A 19,521-nucleotide genomic window follows, 5' to 3' on the forward strand; every position below is an offset into this window, starting at 1 on the left:
CAGTGTTCGGTTACAGCGTATTTCAGGTGCTTTATCTTCATTGGGGGAAAGTCATGCCTATCGTTCGAGCCAGACTCAGTCTGTTTGGTGGCGACACAGTCGTCATTCGTTGTTCAGAAAAATGCCACATCCATCTGATGTGTGAAAATGATATTGAGCGAAATGGACGCCACTCAGGTTTCGGCGATATTTTGACGGTTAACGATCAAAATACGGCCTATGTTGGCATCCCTTATAAAGGGATCTGGAATGTACTTATCGATTCCCAGTGCGATTCTCTGGAGCATTCCATTAGCTATATGCCCGCTTAATCCTCTTTATCTCCTCTCAGACCCCTTCATTATCTTGAGACGTCATATCAGGCGGATGCATAGCATTTGCCTGATATTTTTTAAAATCTGCCTGTGCCGGTACAAACAAATACAACGGTATAGATGTGGCGTCGGAGCGTCCAGAGTCAAAATCATTAATTGCGCAACATCTCGTAAAAACTTTAGCTTTTTACATCAATTACATACCGTGATTGAATTGAACATTCCATAATTTCAAAAATCCAGTTTTCTCACTGATTAATTGATTGCCAGCCGGGTTCTCGCATTGCATTCTGTTCCCTGTAATGACGCGGCACCGGTCTTAAGGCCGGATATCTTCCTGGCAAAAACAGATCCTCATAATGAATAATAAATCATTTTGCACCATCGCTGACGTGGCCGACCTTGTTCCGGGGCTGCGCGAAGTTCGTCAACACCTGCATCAGAATCCTGAGCTTTCTAATGAAGAATCCGACACTGCTGCTTTAGTCGCTGAGAAGCTGCAGTCTCTGGGGTTTAAAGTCACGTCCGGCGTCGGTGGTCACGGGGTTATCGGTTCAATGACTCTGGGGACGGGTAAACGCAGTATCGGTATCCGTGCAGATATGGATGCCCTGCCTATCACTGAACTGACAGGTGTCAGTTATGCGAGTAAGTCACCGGGGAAAATGCACGCCTGCGGCCACGATGGCCATACCGCCATGCTGCTGGGAGCCGCCGAGCAACTGGCGCGCAGCAAAAATTTCTCAGGCACTGTGAACCTGATTTTCCAACCCGCTGAAGAAATTGGTTTTAACAGTGGCGCAGAACGCATGCTGGCCGAGCAATTGTTCGAGCGTTTTCCCTGTGACGCGGTATACGGCCTGCACAATCACCCCGGTTATCCGGTTGGAAAAATGATGTTCCGTTCAGGCTCGTTTATGGCGGCCTGCGATACGGTAAATATCACGATCCACGGCAAAGGCGGTCATGCTGCGCGCCCTCATATGACCGTCGACCCGATTCTGGTCGCCAGCAGCCTGGTTGTGACGCTCCAATCCATTATTTCCCGGAACATAGATCCCAATGAAACAGCCGTTGTCACCATCGGCTCTTTACATTCAGGGCATGCGGCCAACGTGATCCCAGAAACAGCTCGCCTTGAAATGAGCGTTCGTTCATTTGATGCAGATGTGCGAAAAATACTGGAGGAACGTATTCGCACCCTGGTATCTAACCATGCCGCTGCCTATGGAGCACGTGCTGAGATTGAATATGTACCAGGATATCCGGTGCTGGTTAATCATGATAAAGAAACGGCGTTCGCACTGGAGGTCGCAAAAGAGCTGGTCGGTGAAGAGAATGTGGTCGAAAATCTGGTCCCTATTTCCGGCAGTGAAGATTTTGCGTATTTCCTTCAACAAAAACCCGGCTGCTTCCTGCGCCTTGGGAATGGCGACAGCGCCGTTCTCCATAACCCTGCCTACAACTTTAATGATGAAAGTTTAAGTTTCGGTGCTGCGTACTGGGCACGTCTCGCCGAACGTTATTTAGCCGATGAATAACTAGCGGCAAAAACCAAACAAGCGCATGCCAAAGTGAAAGTGATTGGCATGCGCTGCGTTATATTCGGGTCCGATGGAATTGCCAAAATATCCGCAGCTTTCAGCAAATATGGTATGCATATAGTCCGCTTCCGCGCCCTCCTTAGGCCACTGTTTCAGCACAGTCAAATGCCGTCCATCCATCAGCTGGAATCCGGAAACATCCAGTGCTTCTGCCGTAGCGTGTTCGCTCAAACGGGCATCCGGTTTGTTATACATGTTACGACAGGCATAGCTGCCCAGATGCTCGATACGAATTAACGGCGTTCCCAGTTTTTGCTGCGCCAGCGGTTTTGCGACCTGCGAGACAAACATCGCGCTACTCAGCGCAAGGCGACAACTCGCCAGAAAGCTCGAACTTAAAGCGACGCCACCCAATGCCCTAACTCTTACTGGATTATCCAAAGGGCATTTACCGCTCATCTTGCCTGGATTACTGAATATTAATCCGCCATCTTGCTGAACCCTCTCAAGTACCGCCATACAAGCCTGCGGGTTCTTGTCCAGTTTCCACATTTTATAGCGGGTAATTAACGTTGGAGGGTCATTAAGGGCAATTGGCGCGAACGGATTATATTCAGCGGGAATATGACGGTTTATCCACGGACCGTTGATTACAATAATCAGCATAATGACGACAGAACCTAACCAATATTTCATAAAGCTCCTTGTCATGCAGGGCTCTGGTGTCTGTATCTCGCTTGATGGCGCAGAAATGTCAGGGTTGAGTATAACGTTTTATGTAAACCTGTATTGGTGGGAGTTACATGTTGCAGAGTAAACTTACTCTGGTTTTACATAAATCGACATTAGGTTTGTTACCTTTATTCCCGAGGAAGACATTCCTTCTCCTGTGTCCACTATGAACTGTCCTTCATAGTGTGTAAGACCCTCGTAATACCCCTTTCAGCCCGCCCCGAGCGGGCTTTTTTTTATCTGCAGAATCACTGACATTATCACGATGATATGCCATGAGTGACGCCCTAGTATTTCCAGCAGCGCCACTCACCTGATGGAAATTTTACTTATGCGTAAAATCGATCACCATTCTGCCTTTAATTTTGCCTTGTTCCATTTCGCGGAAAATAGCATTGATATCACCCAATGGACGTTTAGTGACTTTTGGTACGACTTTACCTTCTGCGGCAAACTGGAATGCTTCCGCCAAATCCTCACGTGTGCCAACCAGCGAACCGACAACCTGAATACCGTCCAGAACCAGACGCGGAATGTTCAGACTCATGGATTCAGGAGGCAACCCCACTGCGACGATACGTCCACCGGCACGCATGGCATCAACGGCAGAATTGAATGCCGACTTCGCTGTTGCCGTGACAACTGCGGCGTGAGCACCCCCCACTTTTTCCTGAATGATCTTTGCAGCATCGTCTTTTAGCATATTGATGGTCAAATCTGCGCCCATTTCGGCAGCAAACTCTAATTGCAGATCGTTCACATCAATTGCAATAACTTTTGCATTAAACACATTCTTAGCATATTGCAATGCCAGATTTCCCAGGCCACCCAATCCATAAATGGCAATCCATTTACCCGGTTGGATACCTGAAACTTTCACAGCTTTATACGTTGTTACGCCTGCGCAAGTCACACTGCTGGCTGCAGCGGATTCCAGACCATCCGGCACTTTCACTGCATAATCTGCTGAAACGATACATTCTTCAGCCATGCCACCGTCCGCGGTATAACCCGCATTCACAACCTGACGACAGAATGTTTCATTGCCGGTGGTACAGTACTCGCAATGTCCGCAGCCTTTAAAGAACCAGGCGACGCTCGCGCGATCACCCACTTTCAGCGCAGTCACACCCGGACCAATTTTCTTAACGATACCAATGCCTTCATGGCCAAGGATCACGCCAGTCTTGTCACCAAAATCCCCATTTTTTACATGTAAATCCGTATGACAAACACCACAGCACTCCATCTGTAAAAGTGCTTCACCATGCTCCAATGCACGCAGAGTTTTCTCAACGACATCAACAGAATGGTCTTTATTGACAACAGCAGCTTTCATTTTCCTTTCCTCTCATTGTGGTGGAATATCAAAGTTAAAACGGTCACTCCCTAACTGCAATACAAACAATAATTATTTCAAGTAATACAATAAATTAGGGCTGTATTACCAGGTTTACAAAGCGTGTAATCCTGTAAAAATCGGGTTGCAGTCTGAAAATGGAGTGAGAGAAGCTAATCCCTTTTGGTTAAAAACCCTCTGCTGATACACTTTCTGATTGATTCTTTTGAAGAATTTATTATTTATCGTCGAGGGCTATGTCTTGCTTTGGAATATCCTGACCTATTTTGGCGACAGTATGCTCATTTTACCGACCGGAATAACCCTCGCTTTATTTATGCTGTGGAAAGCTGATGGCCCGGCCACGGCATTAATCTGGCTGATTACCTTGGGGATTTCGGGTCTTGCAGTGAGCATTTCAAAACTACTGTTTCTCGCCTGGGGCATTGGCAGCAGTACATTTAATTTTACAGGCTTCAGCGGACATACCACGATGTCTGCCACTTTATGGCCGGTGATGTTCTGGCTGATAAGCCAACGTTTTCAATCCGACAGACGCAGGCTGATGATTGCTGTTGGGTATTTCATTGCCATTATGGTGGGTATCAGCCGGATCGCACTGCATGCTCATTCCGTCAGTGAAGTGATCTCAGGGTTAATCCTCGGCAGTCTTTGCAGCGGAATCTTTTTGTATACACAACGCAGCCGTGACATGCGCTATTTCACATTCACTCCATTAGTTATTCTTCTTATTCTTCCTCTGTCCCTGATGAGCTTTGGCAAGAAAGCATCCACGCAGCAATTCATCGAACATATCGCCACGCAAATCACAGGTAAACAACCCTGGACGCGTGCAAAACTGCTTGAATGACTGGCGAAATCCACTGGGAATAGGCTACGGCTAAAAGAGCTCATTTGCAGTTATGGAAGAAGCAGGAAGAGGTGCAACTTACTGATTTATAAAACAGGCAAAAAAAAGACCGAATACGATTCCTATATTCGGTCTAGGGAAATGGCTCTTGGGAGAGAGCCGTGCGCTAAAAGTTGGCATTAATGCAGGCGGTTAAGCCGTACAACTTAAAGAGTAGCCGAGGCCTGACTATTTTCCACTCAGTTTGAAACATAGTGATAATAACAATGATGTATTATTCTCATTGTGTGACAACATACGCAAAACATAGGATTAACATCAGGCAGTTACCGGCTGCACGGCGATTCAGCAAAGCGTCTCGGCTTTGGCGATAAACGGCGCGAGGCTCATTTTTTGCCCCGGATTAGCCGGATCGTCTAGCCAGATTTTCTCCAGCGGCACGGCCTGAACCTGGCGGTTTTTAACCTGCTCTTTGGCGACGTCGTTCAGAGGATATTGCGCCAGTGTACTGTCGTTAATGATATATAGCGCGTTACCGGGACGGCATTGCAGCATGACTTCTTCACGCGTAAAAGCCCAGGCTTTGCCATATTGCAGGCGACTGATCGTTTCAACCTGCGGCGCCGCAAAACTGCTGGCAGATAAGGTTAGCAACACGCAGGCGAGCAGTGTTTTCCTCATGATTTTTCCTCAGTAAATAGTAAATTCTTCATGCTTTTCAGCCCGGTGCAAGTGTTGCAAACCAGCTCACCGCCAGTAAAACCAATAACGCCAGCCCCCATTCGAGCCACGTCATCATGATGAAATGGCGCTGGGCCAGCTCCGGCTGTTTACCCATTAACGGCACCAGCCGGTAACGGTTGAAAATGGCGATGCCGCACATGATCCCGACCAGCGCCACTTTAATGACCAGAAGACGCTGATAAAGCGAGGTCATATCGACCGGCCAGCGTTGCAAAATAATCGCGGTATTCAGAATACCGGTCAGGATAACCAGCGCGACGGCGGCGTGGCCCCAGACCGAAAACCGGATAAGCGTGGCAATCGCATAAGGGCGTGTCGCAGGTTGTCGCGTATATAACATGCAGGTCAGCAGCGGGTATAAGCATCCGAACCAGTAGGCCGCGCTGAGCAGATGCACGACATGATTAGTCCGATGTAACAGCCCCAGCGCGCCATCATGCATCGCCGCATGGCCGATCAGCGCCTGGCTCATCAGTAAACCGAGGGCGCACAAAAAGATGATCACGTTGCGTCCCGGCAACCAGTCCATCAGCATGACCAGTAATAATGCTGCCGTCAGTAACAGATGCCACCGCCAGACGTCACCAAACGACGTCGTGAGCACCAGCAGCCAGACGTTCAGGTTCAGCCCGTCACCCCAACCGTTTCCCATCTGCGCGGCCTGAATTGCGAGCATTCCCACCGACGTCACCGCCGCCAGAATGCCGGACCACATCATCAGAGACTGATTTTTACGCAGCAATACGGCAGAAAAGCCCTGCGGTGCCAGTAAGGAGCAAAAGACGCTCAAGCCAAAAATTTGCATCAGTGAAGCAAAGTGGACAAACCGGCACAGGACAAACATGGCAGTCAGGCTCATCGTTTATTTAACGGTGAAGCTGTACTGACCGTGTGTTTTATGACCATCAACGGAGACAACGCTCCACGTTACCAGGTATTTACCCGACTTCAGCGTTTCCGTAAGCGGGAGAACCGCCTGAGTTTTGTCATTCGCCGCGAGCGTCATAGAACCGGTTTTAACGGTTTTATTTTCTGCGTCGGTCAGCGTAATTTTGCTGAAATTAGGTTCGATGCCTTCGCTAAAGCCCAGTGACAATTCGGACGGGCTGACGGTGACAACGGTGTCGGCGGCGGGCGTTTCTGTTTTCAGGTGTGCGTGGGCAGAAGCCTGCTGTGAGATAAATCCGCCCAGCAAAACAGCTGAGACTGCCAGTGCACGGCAAAGAGAAGTGGTTTTTTTGAACACGATAATTCCTTGGCTTGCTTAACGATGAATTTATAACGCCGTCACTTTATCGCAAACCGCTCCAAAACGTTTGTCAAAAAAACATAAAAAAACGCAGAGGCCTGAGCACTCTGCGTTTTTATGAACCACAACCACAGGAAAATTAGCCTGCCGGAGCCTGTGCAACCATGTTCTTCAGGTCTTTATCCACGAAGAACAGGCCGTTACCGGTGTTGCTGACCAGAGCCAGTTTATCGAGAACGGATTTGAACAACGTTTCTTCTTCATGCTGTTCAGCAACGTACCATTGCAGGAAGTTGAAAGAAGAATAGTCTTTCAGCGTCATGGACAAATCGGCCAGTTCGTTGATTTTCTGGGTGATCAGTTGCTCATGCTCATAGGTTTGTTTGAACAAATCAGTCAGAGATTCAAACGACACCGGCGGAGCAGCAATCGCGCCCAGCAGAGGTAATGCGCCGGTATCGCTGACGTATTTGAACAGGCGATGCATGTGATCCATTTCCTCCATGGAGTGCTGTTTCAGGAACGCCGCTGCGCCTTCGTAGCCTTTATCGCTGCACCATGCACTCATCTGCAAATATAAATTGGCAGAGTAAAACTCGAGGTTCAGCTGTTCGTTCAGCTGGTCGATCATTTCTTTTTTAAGCATGATGCGGCTCCATAAAATAAATTAAGGCAGATGAATGGGGTTATTTACCCGCATTATGCCCGCATCAATACAAAATAAAAACACCCGATTCACATTATTAATCATGCAGGCAACAATATAAATTAACGCATTGAATTTAATGAAATTTATTTTCATTAAAATATGCACTAATGATAATCATTAACATAAAGGATGTTATTAAAAAGAATCATTCTTATTTAAATACCCTGCTTTACTCTTTCCGTTGAATATAATTATCACTTAGATTTCGGGAATAATTCTTATTTACTCAATAACACCAGGGTATCGCGCCAACAACACAGGGGATAATAAAATTCTAAAGACAACATTCACCCTGCGCAGGGTGTCGGGTACAATGCGGCGAAATGGTTTAGCAGGAAACAACAATGAGCATCAATCTGGCCGAAATCAGCAAAGACGAGATGGACCGCATTAACGTCGATCTCGCCGCATCAGCTGTCGCTTTTAAGGAACGTTACAATATGCCTGTTGTGGCTGAGATGGCTGAACGCGAGCAACCTGCGCATTTGCGCACTTACTTTCGTGAACGGGTCATGTTTTATCGCGGGGAATCACATAAATTTTCCCGTTTACCTTACGAACCTAAGCAAAAATAAGCGACGGCTTTGCGGGTAAACGGGAGCACAGAAAACGTTAACGCCGGGTGGCGAAACGCTGGTTAGTACGGATCAATTGATCGAGGATCCCAGGCTCGTCAAACGAATGCCCTGCCCCTTCGATGATGTGCAGTTCCGCTTCCGGCCAGATCTGTGCCAGGTCCCAGGCGTTTTGCACCTGACAGGCCATATCGTAGCGGCCGTGGACAATAACGGCGGGAATATGGCGGATGCGATCTACATTGCGCAAAAGCTGATCGTCGCTGTCCAGAAAACCCAGATGCGTGAAGTAATGGTTTTCGATGCGGGCAAACGCCAGCGCGAAGTCATCCTCGCCGAAAGATGACGAATCTTCCGCAGGCAGAAGCGTCACAGTCTCCCCTTCCCACAAGCTCCAGATTTTCGCGGCTTCCAGCTGAACGGCGAGATCTGCCGACGTCAGGCGTGCACGATAGGCGGCGATGACATCCTTGCGTTCCTCATCATCTAAAATCGACAAAATACGCTGCCATTTTTCAGGGAAGAAACGGGATGCGCCATCCTGGTAATACCAGGTCAGTTCCTGCTTACGCAGGGTAAAAATGCCGCGCAGAACCATTTCGCTGACACGTTCAGGATGCGTTTCAGCATAAGCAAGTGCGAGCGTTGATCCCCACGAACCGCCAAACACCAGCCATTTCTCGACACCCGCTAATTTACGCAAGCGTTCAATGTCTTCGACCAGATGCCAGGTCGTGTTGTTGTCAAGACTGGCGTGAGGTTTTGAACGCCCGCAGCCACGCTGGTCAAACAGCATGACGTCATAATCATTGGGATCAAAAAGTTGCCGGTGAACCGATGAGCAGCCCCCGCCCGGCCCGCCGTGCAGAAATACCGCTGGTTTACCTTCCGGGTTTCCGCTGCGTTCCCAGTAAATCTGGTGTCCATCGCCCGTATCAAGCATGCCGCTGGCATACGCTTCCAGAGGCGGATACAACCCTTTTAATTTTGGCATGACATTTCCTGTTCTATTCGGCCAGTGTATTGATTGATGTGCTCGCCTGTTAATAACAGCGCATCGGTTCCGCCGCGACAAGTTGTTATGACCAAAAATCGTTATTTCATATGCTGTTCGCATACTTATCACGCAATTTAGCTTGCAAGCTTGCTGCCCGTGAAACGAAAACGGCGAAGATGACAAAAGAAAAACGTGCAAAGCTGCTTGCAACTGACACGAAATAGGCAGTAAATAGCTGAGCAACCCAATCCACCAGCTTTAAAGAGAGGCGATTATGAGTAAAGGAATGGATAGCAAAAAAAATGCGAAGAAAAAGCCACTGAAGACCCCTGCTGAGAAGAAGGCTGAGAAAAAAGCCAAGAAAGCAGCTGCCTGATAAAGTTCCTTCGTAGAATAAACCCGCTGAACGCGGGTTTTTTTATTCCCCCGTCATACTTCAAGCCGCAGATGCGTTAGCTGCGCTCACTCATCCGAATCACTGACCCACGTCAGCTCATCGGGATTCGCTCACTTGCCGCCTTCCTGCGACTTGAATTATTTCGGGGGAACCTGTTATTTTTTCGCTGCCAGCGACAGAACAAAGGCATATTCCAGCGCGATATCTTCGTAAGCCTTGAAGCGCCCAGATTTACCTCCGTGGCCGGAATCCATATCCGTGTGCATCAGCAGCTGATTGTCGTCAGTTTTGACATCACGCAGTTTCGCAACCCACTTCGCCGGTTCCCAGTATTGCACCTGTGAATCATGCAAACCGGTAGTCACCAGCATGTGCGGATAAGCCTGCGCACGCACCTGATCATACGGGCTGTATTGCAACATATAGTCGTAATACGCTTTGTCGTTAGGATTACCCCACTCGTCATACTCGCCGGTCGTCAGCGGAATTGACTCATCGAGCATGGTGGTGACAACGTCGACAAAAGGAACCTGTGCAACGATGCCGTGGAATAAATCTGGAGCCTGATTAATTACCGCGCCCATCAGCAAACCACCGGCGCTGCCGCCCATCGCGTAAACCTGCCCTGCATCGCCGTAACCTTCAGCCACCAGTTCTTTTGTTACATCGATGAAATCGTGGAACGTGTTGAGTTTGTTAAACAGTTTGCCATCGTCATACCATTGCTGGCCCAGTTCTGCGCCGCCACGGATATGGGCCAGTGCGAAAACAAAGCCTCTGTCGAGAAGGCTCAGGCGGCTGCCGCTGAAAGCCGGATCCATGCTGCTGCCGTAGGAGCCGTAGCCGTAAACCAGTAACGGATTTGTGTTTGGCTTGAACAATTCACGGCGGTAAACCAGTGAAACCGGGACTTTCACGCCGTCGCGCGCTGTGACCCAGACGCGTTCGCTGCGGTAATTCGTCGCATCAAAATCTTTCACTTCCTGCTGTTTGAGCAACGTACGGTCATGCGTGTCAAGATCCAGCTCAAAGAGCGAACTTGGCATGGTCATCGACGAGTAGCCGTAACGCAGCAACGATGTATCCGGTTCCGGGTTGTACGCCAACCAGGTGGTATACGTAGGGTCATCAAATGCCAGTGATTTTTCCTCACCGCTGGTCCAGTGGATCTGGCGTAGCTGCGTCAGCCCCTGATGGCGTTCTTCTACCACCAGCCAGTCGCGGAACAAACTAAAACCTTCGAGCATGACTTCAATGCGCGGTGCAATCAGCGTCTGCCACTGCGCCTCGGTGGCGTTTACACTTTTATAGAGACCAAAGTTTTTACCGTCTTTGTTCGAACGGATATAGAAGTGGCCCAGATAATGATCGAGCGCGTATTCATGATCTTTACGGCGCGACAGGAACACTTTCGGCGTCGCCTGCGGATCATCGGCATCCAGCAGCAGGATCTCGGACGTCGTGGTGCTGTCGAGGTGGATCAGGATGTATTTTTCTGAGGTGGTTTTATCCAGCCCGACGTAAAACGTGTCGTCTTTTTCTTCGTAAACCAGTTTGTCCGTTTTCGGATCTGTGCCGACGACGTGGCGGTAAACCTGATACGGCAGCAACGTTTTCTTATGCTTACGAACGTAATACAGCGTCTGAGAATCGTTTGCCCATTCGCTGCTGCCGGAAGTGTTTTTCAGCAGATCGTCAGTCCAGGTTTCATCATCCAGATTTTTAATGCGAATGTCGTACTGGCGGCGGGACAGGAAATCTTCGGCCACGGCCATGAGTTTATTGTCCGGGCTGATGTCTAAGCCGCCCAGCGTATAAAACTCGCCATCGCTGGCACGTTCATTTCCGTCGATCAGCGTCTGCCATTGTTCATGTTCGGCGGCGGGCTGACGCAGATAAATTGCGTATTCGTTGCCCGGCTCGTAGCGGGTCTGATAACGGTAGCCGTGTTTGACGTAAGGAACGGAGTGATCCTGCTGCGCAATGCGCGCGACCATTTCCCCGTAAAGCGTTTCACGCAGCGCCTGATGGGGCTGCATCGCCTGATCGGTGTATTCGTTTTCTGCCGTCAGATACGCCAGAACCTGAGGATCGGCGCGGTCATCGTCACGCAGCCAATAGTAATTATCGACACGGTCGTCCCCGTGTACGCTCAGTGTTTGCGGGCGTTTTTCAGCCTTTGGAGGTGTCATCATCTCGGATCTCTTTGTCCTCTTTGTGGTGTGACAAGAGTGACAGGTTTAGACGGGGAAACCAAGAGACGGAATGTGGGGGAATTAGCGGGAATGTGCGCCCGTCAGGGGTTTCGGGCGCAGGGGAAAAACTCAGACCGGCGTGCTGTAACTGATTTCACCGAGCTGGCAGTTAAGCGTGACGTCGTAGGTCTTGTCGGCATGATCACCGCGGACTTTCAGCGGGATATCCCATTTCTTGTTATCACCGGTGATGCTGCCGGCATCAACCCATGCAACCGGCGTTGAGGTGCCGAGCGCTTTTTTATCAGCATCCCAGCGCGGAATGCGGTTTTGCAGAAAATCGCGTTTCACCAGCGCCGCGAGTTCATCTTTCGTCGCATTCGCGCAAGGTGTGACCGTCGCCGTTCTCACTTCAGGCTCATCGGCCTGAGCAGTCTGGACCAGACCGCTCATTCCTGCGACTGCCATTACCGCGCTCAAGATTATCTTTTTCATCGTTCGTCTTCCCAGTCTTTGTCTTTTATTACGCTGACCTTGCCGGAACAATAACCACACACACCGAAAGGTCATCACTTGTGTCAGACAATATAATCATCAACAAGCCAATAACACAACATTAACAATCAGACGAACAATGTAAAACGCGACATAACTCTTTTAGCGTAAAATAATCGCTTTGCAGTTTTTGCCTTTAATTTTCCCTTCCAGCAGGCGTTGCAGGGCTTTCTTCGCACTCTTCTGACGGATAGCAACGTAAGCGTGGATCGGGAACATATCAATTTTACCGACTTCTGCCGCGGTCAGCCCGGCATCGCCGGTCAGCGCGCCGAGAATATCGCCGGGACGGATTTTGGCTTTACGACCACCGTCGATACACAGCGTGGCCATTTCAGCATCCAGCGCCACCGGCGTTGCCGCTAGCGCCTGCGCGGCAGGTTGCCAGGTGAACCGCTGACGGGTGTAATCTTCCAGCGCCGTCACGCGTGGCATTTCCTGCGGAGTCACCAGACTGACCGCCAGACCGCTGGTTCCCGCACGCCCTGTACGGCCTACACGGTGAACGTGAACTTCCGGGTCGAAAGACAGTTCATAGTTGATGACCAGACCTAACTGTTTGATGTCCAGCCCGCGCGCCGCAACGTCGGTTGCGACCAGCACACGGCAGCTGCCATTGGAGAAACGCACCAGTACGCGGTCACGGTCACGCTGCTCGAGGTCGCCGTTCAGCGCCAGCGCACTGATCCCTTTGGCCGCCAGCGCGTCACACACTTCCTGGCAGTCACGCTTGGTATTGCAGAACACCACGCACGATGTCGGCTGATGCTGGTACAATACCGCCGCCAGCAGGGATAAACGCTGATGTTTATCCGCTTCGATAAACACCTGCTTGATGTCTGCCACATCATCTTCGCCTTCAATTTCCACTTTCAGCGGTTCGCGCTGGAATTTGGAGCTGATGCGTTCAATGCCGTCCGGATACGTCGCGGAGAACAGCAGCGTCTGGCGGGTTTGCGGCGTATAGCTGACCACATCTTCGATATCTTCACTAAAACCCATGTCCAGCATGCGGTCGGCTTCATCGAGTACCAGCACTTTCAGATCATCCAGCTTCAGCGTGCCTTTGCGCAGGTGTTCCTGAATACGGCCCGGCGTGCCGACCACGATGTGTGGCTGACGGACCAGCGATTCGTTCTGAGGGCCGATTGACTGGCCACCGCAAAGGGTCAGGATTTTGATGTTCTGGGTAAAACGCGCCAGACGACGTAATTCTTTACTGACCTGATCGGCCAGTTCGCGCGTCGGACAAAGCACCAGCGCCTGCGCCACAAACTGTGAAACGGTGATGCTGTTCAGCAAACCAATGCCGAAAGCGGCTGTTTTACCACTGCCGGTTTTGGCTTTGGCGCGGACGTCCTGACCTTGCAGGATAGCGGGCAAAGAGGCTTCCTGAATCGGGGTCATTTCGGTGTAACCCAGTTCATTCAGGTTGGAAAGTTGCTCAGCGGGCAATGTCAGGACAGAAAAGGAATGCGTGCTCAAGGCGATAACTCTTTATGTGAGGCAAAAATCGGGGCAGCGGCAGAAGATCTGGCGCCATGGTTTGCTAAATGATAACAGAGACGCCCGCAGACTGCCTTAAACAGCAGAAAACCGGCTTAAAAAATCCTGTAAATCCCCTTCTGACGTACGCAGGGAATTTTTCAAACACACTGCGCAATCGTTTTCGTCCCCGATAATTTCAGATATACTGCGGCCCGAAATTCTTACTTTCCTTCATCAAAGATCTGGGTACGAAGCTATGTTAACCATTGGTACTGCACTGCGCACCGGCGCCACCCGCGTCATGTTGTTAGGCTCTGGCGAGCTGGGTAAGGAAGTGGCGATCGAATGTCAGCGCCTGGGTCTGGAAGTGATCGCTGTCGATCGCTACGCGGATGCACCCGCCATGCAGGTCGCTCACCGCAGCCATGTTATTAACATGCTCGATGGCGATGCGTTGAAAGCCGTTATTGAAAACGAACGCCCTGATTTTATCGTGCCGGAAATTGAAGCTATTGCCACCAGCATGCTGGTCGAGCTGGAAAAACAGGGCCATAACGTAGTGCCGTGCGCCGAAGCGACGCGTCTGACCATGAACCGTGAAGGCATCCGTCGTCTGGCCGCGGAAACCCTCAAACTTCCGACATCGACGTATCAGTTTGCTGACGACGAAGCGTCTTTCCGTCAGGCCGTAGACGCAATCGGTTACCCGTGCATCATCAAACCGGTGATGAGTTCATCCGGTAAAGGCCAGAGCCTGATCCGCAGCGCTGAGCAGTTACAGACAGCCTGGGATTATGCCCAGCAAGGTGGCCGTGCCGGTGGCGGACGCGTCATTGTTGAAGGTCTGGTGAAGTTTGATTTTGAAATTACGCTGCTGACTATCAGCGCCATTGACGGCATTCATTTCTGCGCGCCAATCGGGCACCGTCAGGAAGATGGCGATTACCGTGAATCCTGGCAGCCACAGCAAATGACCGAACTGGCATTGCAGCGCGCGAAAGATATCGCAGAAAAAGTGGTGAAGGCGCTGGGCGGCAAAGGGCTGTTTGGCGTTGAGCTGTTTGTCTGTGGCGATGAAGTGATTTTCAGCGAAGTGTCACCGCGTCCGCACGACACCGGAATGGTCACACTGATTTCTCAGGATCTGTCCGAGTTCGCCCTGCACGTTCGCGCATTCTTAGGTCTGCCGGTCGGGAAAATCCGCCAGTTCGGCCCGTCGGCTTCCGCGGTTATCCTGCCGGAACTGACCAGCAACAACGTTTCTTTCAGCGGGCTGGAAAACGCGCTGACGGGTTTCAATCAGATCCGTCTGTTCGGTAAACCGGAAATCAGCGGCAAACGCCGTCTGGGCGTGGCGCTGGCGATTGCCGAGAACGTTGAAGACGCGGTTGAGCAGGCGAAACAAGCCGCAGCGGCGGTTACAGTTCAAGGTTGATGCCTGAATAAAGATGAAAAAAAACCGGACTCCGCAAAGGGTCCGGTTTTTTATGCCTGATATGTGCTTATCAGAGCGGAAATTTACTCGTCTTCGTCATCAAAGATAACGGTCACACGATCGCCTTTGTGCGTTTCACGGATTTCTTCCGCAACGGTTGCAATGGCTTCGCCGCTGCTCATTCCGGTTTCCATTAACTGGCGGATACGATCGGCGGCCTGTTCTTGTTCGGAATGTGATAATGAAGGCATACCTGTCAGCATGGGAGATTCCTGTTGTACGTTAAATCGGCCCGCAGGCTGCGGGGTTGCACAGTATACGCCTTATTGCTGCAAATCGCCTGTGCTGCTTTCAGGCAGCCGAATCTATGTTAGGATCGGCGCTATAATACGTTTTAATTGCGCCCGGAAGCTCTTACCTGCCATGCAACCCACCCGTTCCGTAAATTTTCATACTTTGCCTTATCATCCCGATGCGCTGTCCGAACAATTTTCTGCGCTCTCAGTTTTGCCGTGGGCCATGCTTTTGCATTCCGGCTCTGCGCAGCATCAGCATAACCGCTTTGATATTCTGGTGGCGGATCCGCTGATCACACTGACGACGCGCGATGAGATCACGCAGGTTGAGCAAAACGGTGAAGTGACGTCACGGAAAGACGATCCGTTTGCCCTGCTGGAGGAATACCTATCGGCATCCGGTTTGCAGGCGGAAAGCTCGCCTGATTTTCCTTTTCTGGGCGGCGCGCTCGGGTTGTTTGGCTATGATTTAGGACGGCGTATTGAGGCACTGCCCGACACGGCAGAACAGGACATCGCCCTGCCGGATATGGCGGTGGGTATTTATGACTGGGCGCTGATCGCCGATCACCATCTGCAACGTGTGACGCTGATTTGCCACCATGACGTTTCCGTCCGCCTGCACTGGCTGGCTCAACAGAAGGCCACGGCCGCGCAACCTTTCCGGCTGAAAGCGCCGTGGCAGTCCAACATGAGCCGCGGGGCATACGGTGAAAAATTCCGCCAGATTCAGGAATACATTCACAGTGGTGATTGCTATCAGATTAACCTCGCGCAGCGATTTTCGACACACTATTCCGGCGACGAGTGGCAGGCATTTTTGCAGCTGAATAGTGCAAATCGAGCCCCCTTCTCGGCGTTTCTGCGTTTACCTGAAAATACGGTGATCAGTCTGTCGCCTGAACGCTTCATCTGGCTGAAAGACCATCAGATCCAGACGCGCCCGATTAAAGGGACGTTGCCGCGCAGCGAGGATCCCGCAGAAGATGTGCGTCAGGCTGAGCGTCTGGCGGCATCGGAAAAAGATCGTGCGGAAAATCTGATGATCGTCGATTTATTGCGAAATGACATTGGCCGCGTTGCAACGCCGGGCAGCGTGCGCGTTCCCGAATTATTCATAGTCGAGCCTTTCCCTGCGGTTCATCATCTTGTAAGTACCATCACCGCAGAACTGCCGGAAGCGTGCCACGCCAGTGCGTTGCTGCGCGCCTGTTTTCCTGGCGGCTCAATTACCGGTGCACCGAAAGTCCGCGCAATGGAAATCATCGAAGAGCTTGAGCCACAGCGACGCAACGGTTACTGCGGCAGCATTGCATACATCAGTTGCTGCGGCACGATGGACAGTAATATCACCATCCGCACGCTGCTGACGGCGAAAGGGAAAATTTACTGCTGGGCAGGCGGCGGGATTGTGGCTGACAGCCAGGAACAGGCAGAATATCAGGAAACGTTCGATAAAATTGCCCGCATACTGCCTCAGTTAGGAGACGTTCAGCCGTGACTTTGCTGGAACAACACGCACCCGTGCAGACTTTTTCCCCCGCGGTGGAAGATTTCATCCTGCGTTTTCAGTTGCAGCAACCGCGTATGCCTGCCCCCGCATTGCGCGGAACCCGTCACGCCGCCGTCTTAATTCCGATTATCTGCCGGAAAGAGCCGACAATCTTACTGACGCGCCGTTCCGATCAGCTGCGCAAACACCCCGGTCAGGTCGCCTTTCCCGGCGGCGCAGCCGATGCAACGGATACCTCAATTATTGCCACCGCGCTGCGGGAAGCTCAGGAAGAAGTCGCCATTGAGCCGGAACAGGTACACGTTTTAGGCACGCTTTCACCGCAGGACAGCAGCAGCGGTTTCCAGGTGACGCCGGTTGTCGGACTGTTGCCGGTCGATGTAACGTTCCATCCGGCTGAGGATGAAGTCGCCGAGCTGTTTGAAATGCCCTTGCAGGAAGCGTTTGATCTTGCCCGCTATCACACTCTGGATATTCATCGCAGAGGCATCCATCACCGGGTGTATTTATCCTGGTATCAGCAGCAATTTGTCTGGGGACTCACGGCGGCGATCATCCGCCAGCTCGCCCGGCAGGTTGAAGCCTGAGCCCGCTGATTACATTCCGATCACACTTTTGCATCAAATAAGTTTATTTCATGCGAAAAATGAAACTTTTGCCCCTCAGGCCTTTTAAACTATAGATTGAGCCACAAGTTGAGTTGTGGCTGTCAGGGATCCCGTTCCCTGCCGTAATTCATTACAGGAGTATTCGACGTGATTAGCGTTTTCGACATGTTCAAGGTCGGGATTGGCCCTTCCAGTTCCCATACTTTGGGCCCGATGAAAGCCGGGAAACAGTTCGCTGATGACCTGCTCGAAAAGGGCATGATGCCTGCCGTTACGCGTGTCGCCGTGGACGTTTTTGGTTCCCTGTCTCTCACAGGCAAGGGCCACCACACAGATATCGCCATTATTTTAGGTCTGGCGGGTAACCAGCCAGATACCGTCGACATCGACGGCATTCCCCATTTTATTCGCGACGTTGAGCAGCGTCAGCGCCTGCCGCTGGGTGAAACTCAGCATGAAGTCGATTTCCCCCGTGACACCGGCATGGTGTTTCGCGGTGAGAATTTACCGCGCCATGAAAATGCGATGCAAATTCATGCCTTTGCGGGCGACAAAATGATTTACAGCAAAACCTACTACTCCGTCGGTGGGGGTTTTATTGTCGATGACGAGCATTTCGGTCAGCCGGTGCTTGATGAAGTGACGGTCCCTTACAGCTTCAATTCCGCCAGCGAAATGCTGGCCAAATGCAAGGAAACCGGCCTTTCGTTGTCAGGTTTGATGATGAAAAATGAGCTCGCCCAGCACAGCAAACAGGACATCGAACAGTATTTCGAGAAAATCTGGCACACCATGCAGGCCTGTATCGACCGTGGCCTGAATACGGAAGGCGTTCTGCCTGGCCCGCTTCGCGTTCCGCGTCGAGCGTCTGCCTTGCGCAGAATGCTGGTGTCCAACGATAAACTGTCTAATGACCCGATGAACGTGATCGACTGGGTGAACATGTTTGCCCTGGCCGTGAACGAAGAAAATGCGGCCGGCGGGCGTGTGGTGACGGCGCCGACGAACGGCGCCTGCGGGATTGTTCCGGCGGTGCTGGCGTATTATGACCAGTTTATTCAGTCAGTCAGCCCGGATATTTACCTGCGTTATTTCCTGACCTCCGGCGCGATTGGCATTCTTTACAAGATGAATGCGTCGATTTCGGGTGCGGAAGTCGGCTGTCAGGGCGAAGTCGGCGTGGCCTGTTCTATGGCCGCGGCGGGCCTGACAGAACTGCTGGGCGGCAGCCCGGAGCAGGTGTGCGTGGCAGCGGAAATTGGCATGGAACACAATCTGGGCTTAACCTGCGACCCGGTTGCCGGGCAGGTTCAGGTTCCGTGCATCGAACGTAACGCGATTGCTTCCGTAAAAGCCATCAACGCCGCACGCATGGCCTTGCGCCGGACCAGTGAGCCACGCGTTTCGCTGGATAAAGTGATCGAGACCATGTACGAAACGGGCAAAGATATGAACTCGAAGTACCGCGAAACGTCCCGCGGCGGTTTAGCCATTAAGGTTCAGTGCGACTAATCATTTGCAGGATTTTTCGTCTCCAGGCGGCTGGCGGGTTGCATCATTTTTGGCCCGCTTGCCGCAGGAAATACCACTCCGGTGGGAGCCGGTAGCAATAAAACCTTCGCTAACAACAACCTGTTGTATTATCAATACATAATGGTAGTGACACTTGCATTATACCCTGCAGGTACGGCATGCTGATTTCCGCCTGATTTTCCCGTTCAGAGAACCTCTCTATACACTGAAGATACATGCAAAAAATGTACAGAAAAACATACGTGACAACGTCACCGATACGGATTTTCTTTGATTTTTGCCGGGAAAATTAGGGAGTTTTCCATAACTCAGGGAGAGCGTCCGGCGATTTACAGCTACTATCAATAATAACAACACGGCTGTTACGCATCGGTAAACCTTTAATAATAATAATTTTGAGCCTGCATTTAACACGGGATAAAAGGAT

At 51.1% G+C, this 19,521-nt stretch carries 19 protein-coding genes; 8 read left to right on the top strand and 11 right to left on the bottom strand.

What is annotated here, in order from left to right; genetic code table 11:
* Window positions 1-53 precede the first annotated feature (53 nt).
* Both M2403_RS02105 and M2403_RS02110 read left to right on the top strand, forming a co-directional pair.
* Window positions 54-311 carry a DUF1883 domain-containing protein gene (locus M2403_RS02105; protein WP_152325668.1) on the top strand — a complete coding sequence of 86 codons (258 nt, stop codon included), beginning with the start codon at window positions 54-56 and terminating at the stop codon, window positions 309-311.
* Window positions 312-673: 362 nt separating this feature from the next.
* Window positions 674-1,855 (top strand): M20 aminoacylase family protein, encoded by a 1,182-nt coding sequence (locus M2403_RS02110; RefSeq protein ID WP_259228493.1) that lies wholly within the window; start codon window positions 674-676, stop codon window positions 1,853-1,855.
* Here M2403_RS02110 and M2403_RS02115 read toward each other — a convergent pair whose 3' ends face one another.
* Window positions 1,856-2,554, bottom strand: coding sequence for an extensin family protein (locus M2403_RS02115; RefSeq protein ID WP_208951461.1), 699 nt, complete (start codon window positions 2,552-2,554; stop codon window positions 1,856-1,858).
* A gap of 361 nt (window positions 2,555-2,915) precedes the next feature.
* Window positions 2,916-3,929, bottom strand: a complete 1,014-nt coding sequence (gene adhP / locus M2403_RS02120; protein WP_259228494.1) for an alcohol dehydrogenase AdhP — start codon at window positions 3,927-3,929, stop codon at window positions 2,916-2,918.
* Between the two features lie 262 nt (window positions 3,930-4,191).
* Between adhP and M2403_RS02125 the strand changes: the two genes are divergently transcribed.
* A complete protein-coding gene (locus tag M2403_RS02125) occupies window positions 4,192-4,800 on the top strand; it encodes a phosphatase PAP2 family protein (RefSeq protein WP_259228654.1) in 609 nt (202 codons plus the stop codon).
* Between the two features lie 345 nt (window positions 4,801-5,145).
* On the opposite strand, the gene M2403_RS02130 is transcribed toward M2403_RS02125, so the two are convergent.
* From M2403_RS02130 to ftnA, 4 genes are all read right to left on the bottom strand, one after another.
* The gene (locus tag M2403_RS02130) at window positions 5,146-5,481 is read right to left on the bottom strand and encodes a YebY family protein (RefSeq protein ID WP_152325663.1); all 336 of its coding nucleotides are present in this window, start codon (window positions 5,479-5,481) and stop codon (window positions 5,146-5,148) included.
* A gap of 37 nt (window positions 5,482-5,518) precedes the next feature.
* On the bottom strand, window positions 5,519-6,403 hold the full coding sequence (gene copD, locus M2403_RS02135) for a copper homeostasis membrane protein CopD (RefSeq protein WP_152325662.1): 885 nt from the start codon (window positions 6,401-6,403) through the stop codon (window positions 5,519-5,521).
* 3 nt (window positions 6,404-6,406) lie between these two features.
* The gene (gene copC, locus M2403_RS02140; protein WP_371819742.1) at window positions 6,407-6,793 is read right to left on the bottom strand and encodes a copper homeostasis periplasmic binding protein CopC; all 387 of its coding nucleotides are present in this window, start codon (window positions 6,791-6,793) and stop codon (window positions 6,407-6,409) included.
* Window positions 6,794-6,932: 139 nt separating this feature from the next.
* Window positions 6,933-7,439 (bottom strand): non-heme ferritin, encoded by a 507-nt coding sequence (gene ftnA, locus M2403_RS02145; RefSeq protein WP_095921401.1) that lies wholly within the window; start codon window positions 7,437-7,439, stop codon window positions 6,933-6,935.
* A gap of 407 nt (window positions 7,440-7,846) precedes the next feature.
* Here ftnA and M2403_RS02150 point away from each other — a divergent pair, with 407 nt between their 5' ends.
* Window positions 7,847-8,077 carry a DNA polymerase III subunit theta gene (locus tag M2403_RS02150; RefSeq protein ID WP_152325660.1) on the top strand — a complete coding sequence of 77 codons (231 nt, stop codon included), beginning with the start codon at window positions 7,847-7,849 and terminating at the stop codon, window positions 8,075-8,077.
* A gap of 37 nt (window positions 8,078-8,114) precedes the next feature.
* On the opposite strand, the gene pip is transcribed toward M2403_RS02150, so the two are convergent.
* The 4 genes from pip to dbpA form a co-directional block, all read right to left on the bottom strand.
* A complete protein-coding gene (gene pip, locus M2403_RS02155; protein WP_259228495.1) occupies window positions 8,115-9,071 on the bottom strand; it encodes a prolyl aminopeptidase in 957 nt (318 codons plus the stop codon).
* Between the two features lie 555 nt (window positions 9,072-9,626).
* Window positions 9,627-11,666, bottom strand: coding sequence for a S9 family peptidase (locus M2403_RS02160; protein WP_259228496.1), 2,040 nt, complete (start codon window positions 11,664-11,666; stop codon window positions 9,627-9,629).
* A gap of 129 nt (window positions 11,667-11,795) precedes the next feature.
* Window positions 11,796-12,161 carry a protein YebF gene (gene yebF / locus M2403_RS02165; RefSeq protein WP_152325657.1) on the bottom strand — a complete coding sequence of 122 codons (366 nt, stop codon included), beginning with the start codon at window positions 12,159-12,161 and terminating at the stop codon, window positions 11,796-11,798.
* A 162-nt stretch (window positions 12,162-12,323) separates the two neighbouring features.
* Window positions 12,324-13,706, bottom strand: coding sequence for an ATP-dependent RNA helicase DbpA (dbpA, locus tag M2403_RS02170; RefSeq protein ID WP_152325656.1), 1,383 nt, complete (start codon window positions 13,704-13,706; stop codon window positions 12,324-12,326).
* A 259-nt stretch (window positions 13,707-13,965) separates the two neighbouring features.
* Between dbpA and purT the strand changes: the two genes are divergently transcribed.
* Window positions 13,966-15,144 carry a formate-dependent phosphoribosylglycinamide formyltransferase gene (purT, locus tag M2403_RS02175; RefSeq protein ID WP_259228497.1) on the top strand — a complete coding sequence of 393 codons (1,179 nt, stop codon included), beginning with the start codon at window positions 13,966-13,968 and terminating at the stop codon, window positions 15,142-15,144.
* 83 nt (window positions 15,145-15,227) lie between these two features.
* On the opposite strand, the gene M2403_RS02180 is transcribed toward purT, so the two are convergent.
* A complete protein-coding gene (locus tag M2403_RS02180; protein WP_101077138.1) occupies window positions 15,228-15,407 on the bottom strand; it encodes a YoaH family protein in 180 nt (59 codons plus the stop codon).
* A gap of 160 nt (window positions 15,408-15,567) precedes the next feature.
* Here M2403_RS02180 and pabB point away from each other — a divergent pair, with 160 nt between their 5' ends.
* The 3 genes from pabB (at window position 15,568) to M2403_RS02195 (ending at window position 19,073) form a co-directional block, all read left to right on the top strand.
* The gene (gene pabB / locus M2403_RS02185) at window positions 15,568-16,941 is read left to right on the top strand and encodes an aminodeoxychorismate synthase component 1 (protein ID WP_259228498.1); all 1,374 of its coding nucleotides are present in this window, start codon (window positions 15,568-15,570) and stop codon (window positions 16,939-16,941) included.
* Window positions 16,938-17,540, top strand: a complete 603-nt coding sequence (locus tag M2403_RS02190) for a CoA pyrophosphatase (protein WP_208951454.1) — start codon at window positions 16,938-16,940, stop codon at window positions 17,538-17,540. The genes pabB and M2403_RS02190 overlap by 4 nt, the downstream gene beginning before the upstream one ends.
* Before the next feature lie 168 nt (window positions 17,541-17,708).
* A complete protein-coding gene (locus tag M2403_RS02195; RefSeq protein WP_152325652.1) occupies window positions 17,709-19,073 on the top strand; it encodes an L-serine ammonia-lyase in 1,365 nt (454 codons plus the stop codon).
* The last annotated feature ends 448 nt before the right edge of the window (window positions 19,074-19,521 follow it).

The sequence above is a fragment of the Rahnella sp. BIGb0603 genome, assembly GCF_024808755.1.
In the GTDB taxonomy this organism is placed as follows: Bacteria; Pseudomonadota; Gammaproteobacteria; order Enterobacterales; family Enterobacteriaceae; genus Rahnella; species Rahnella contaminans.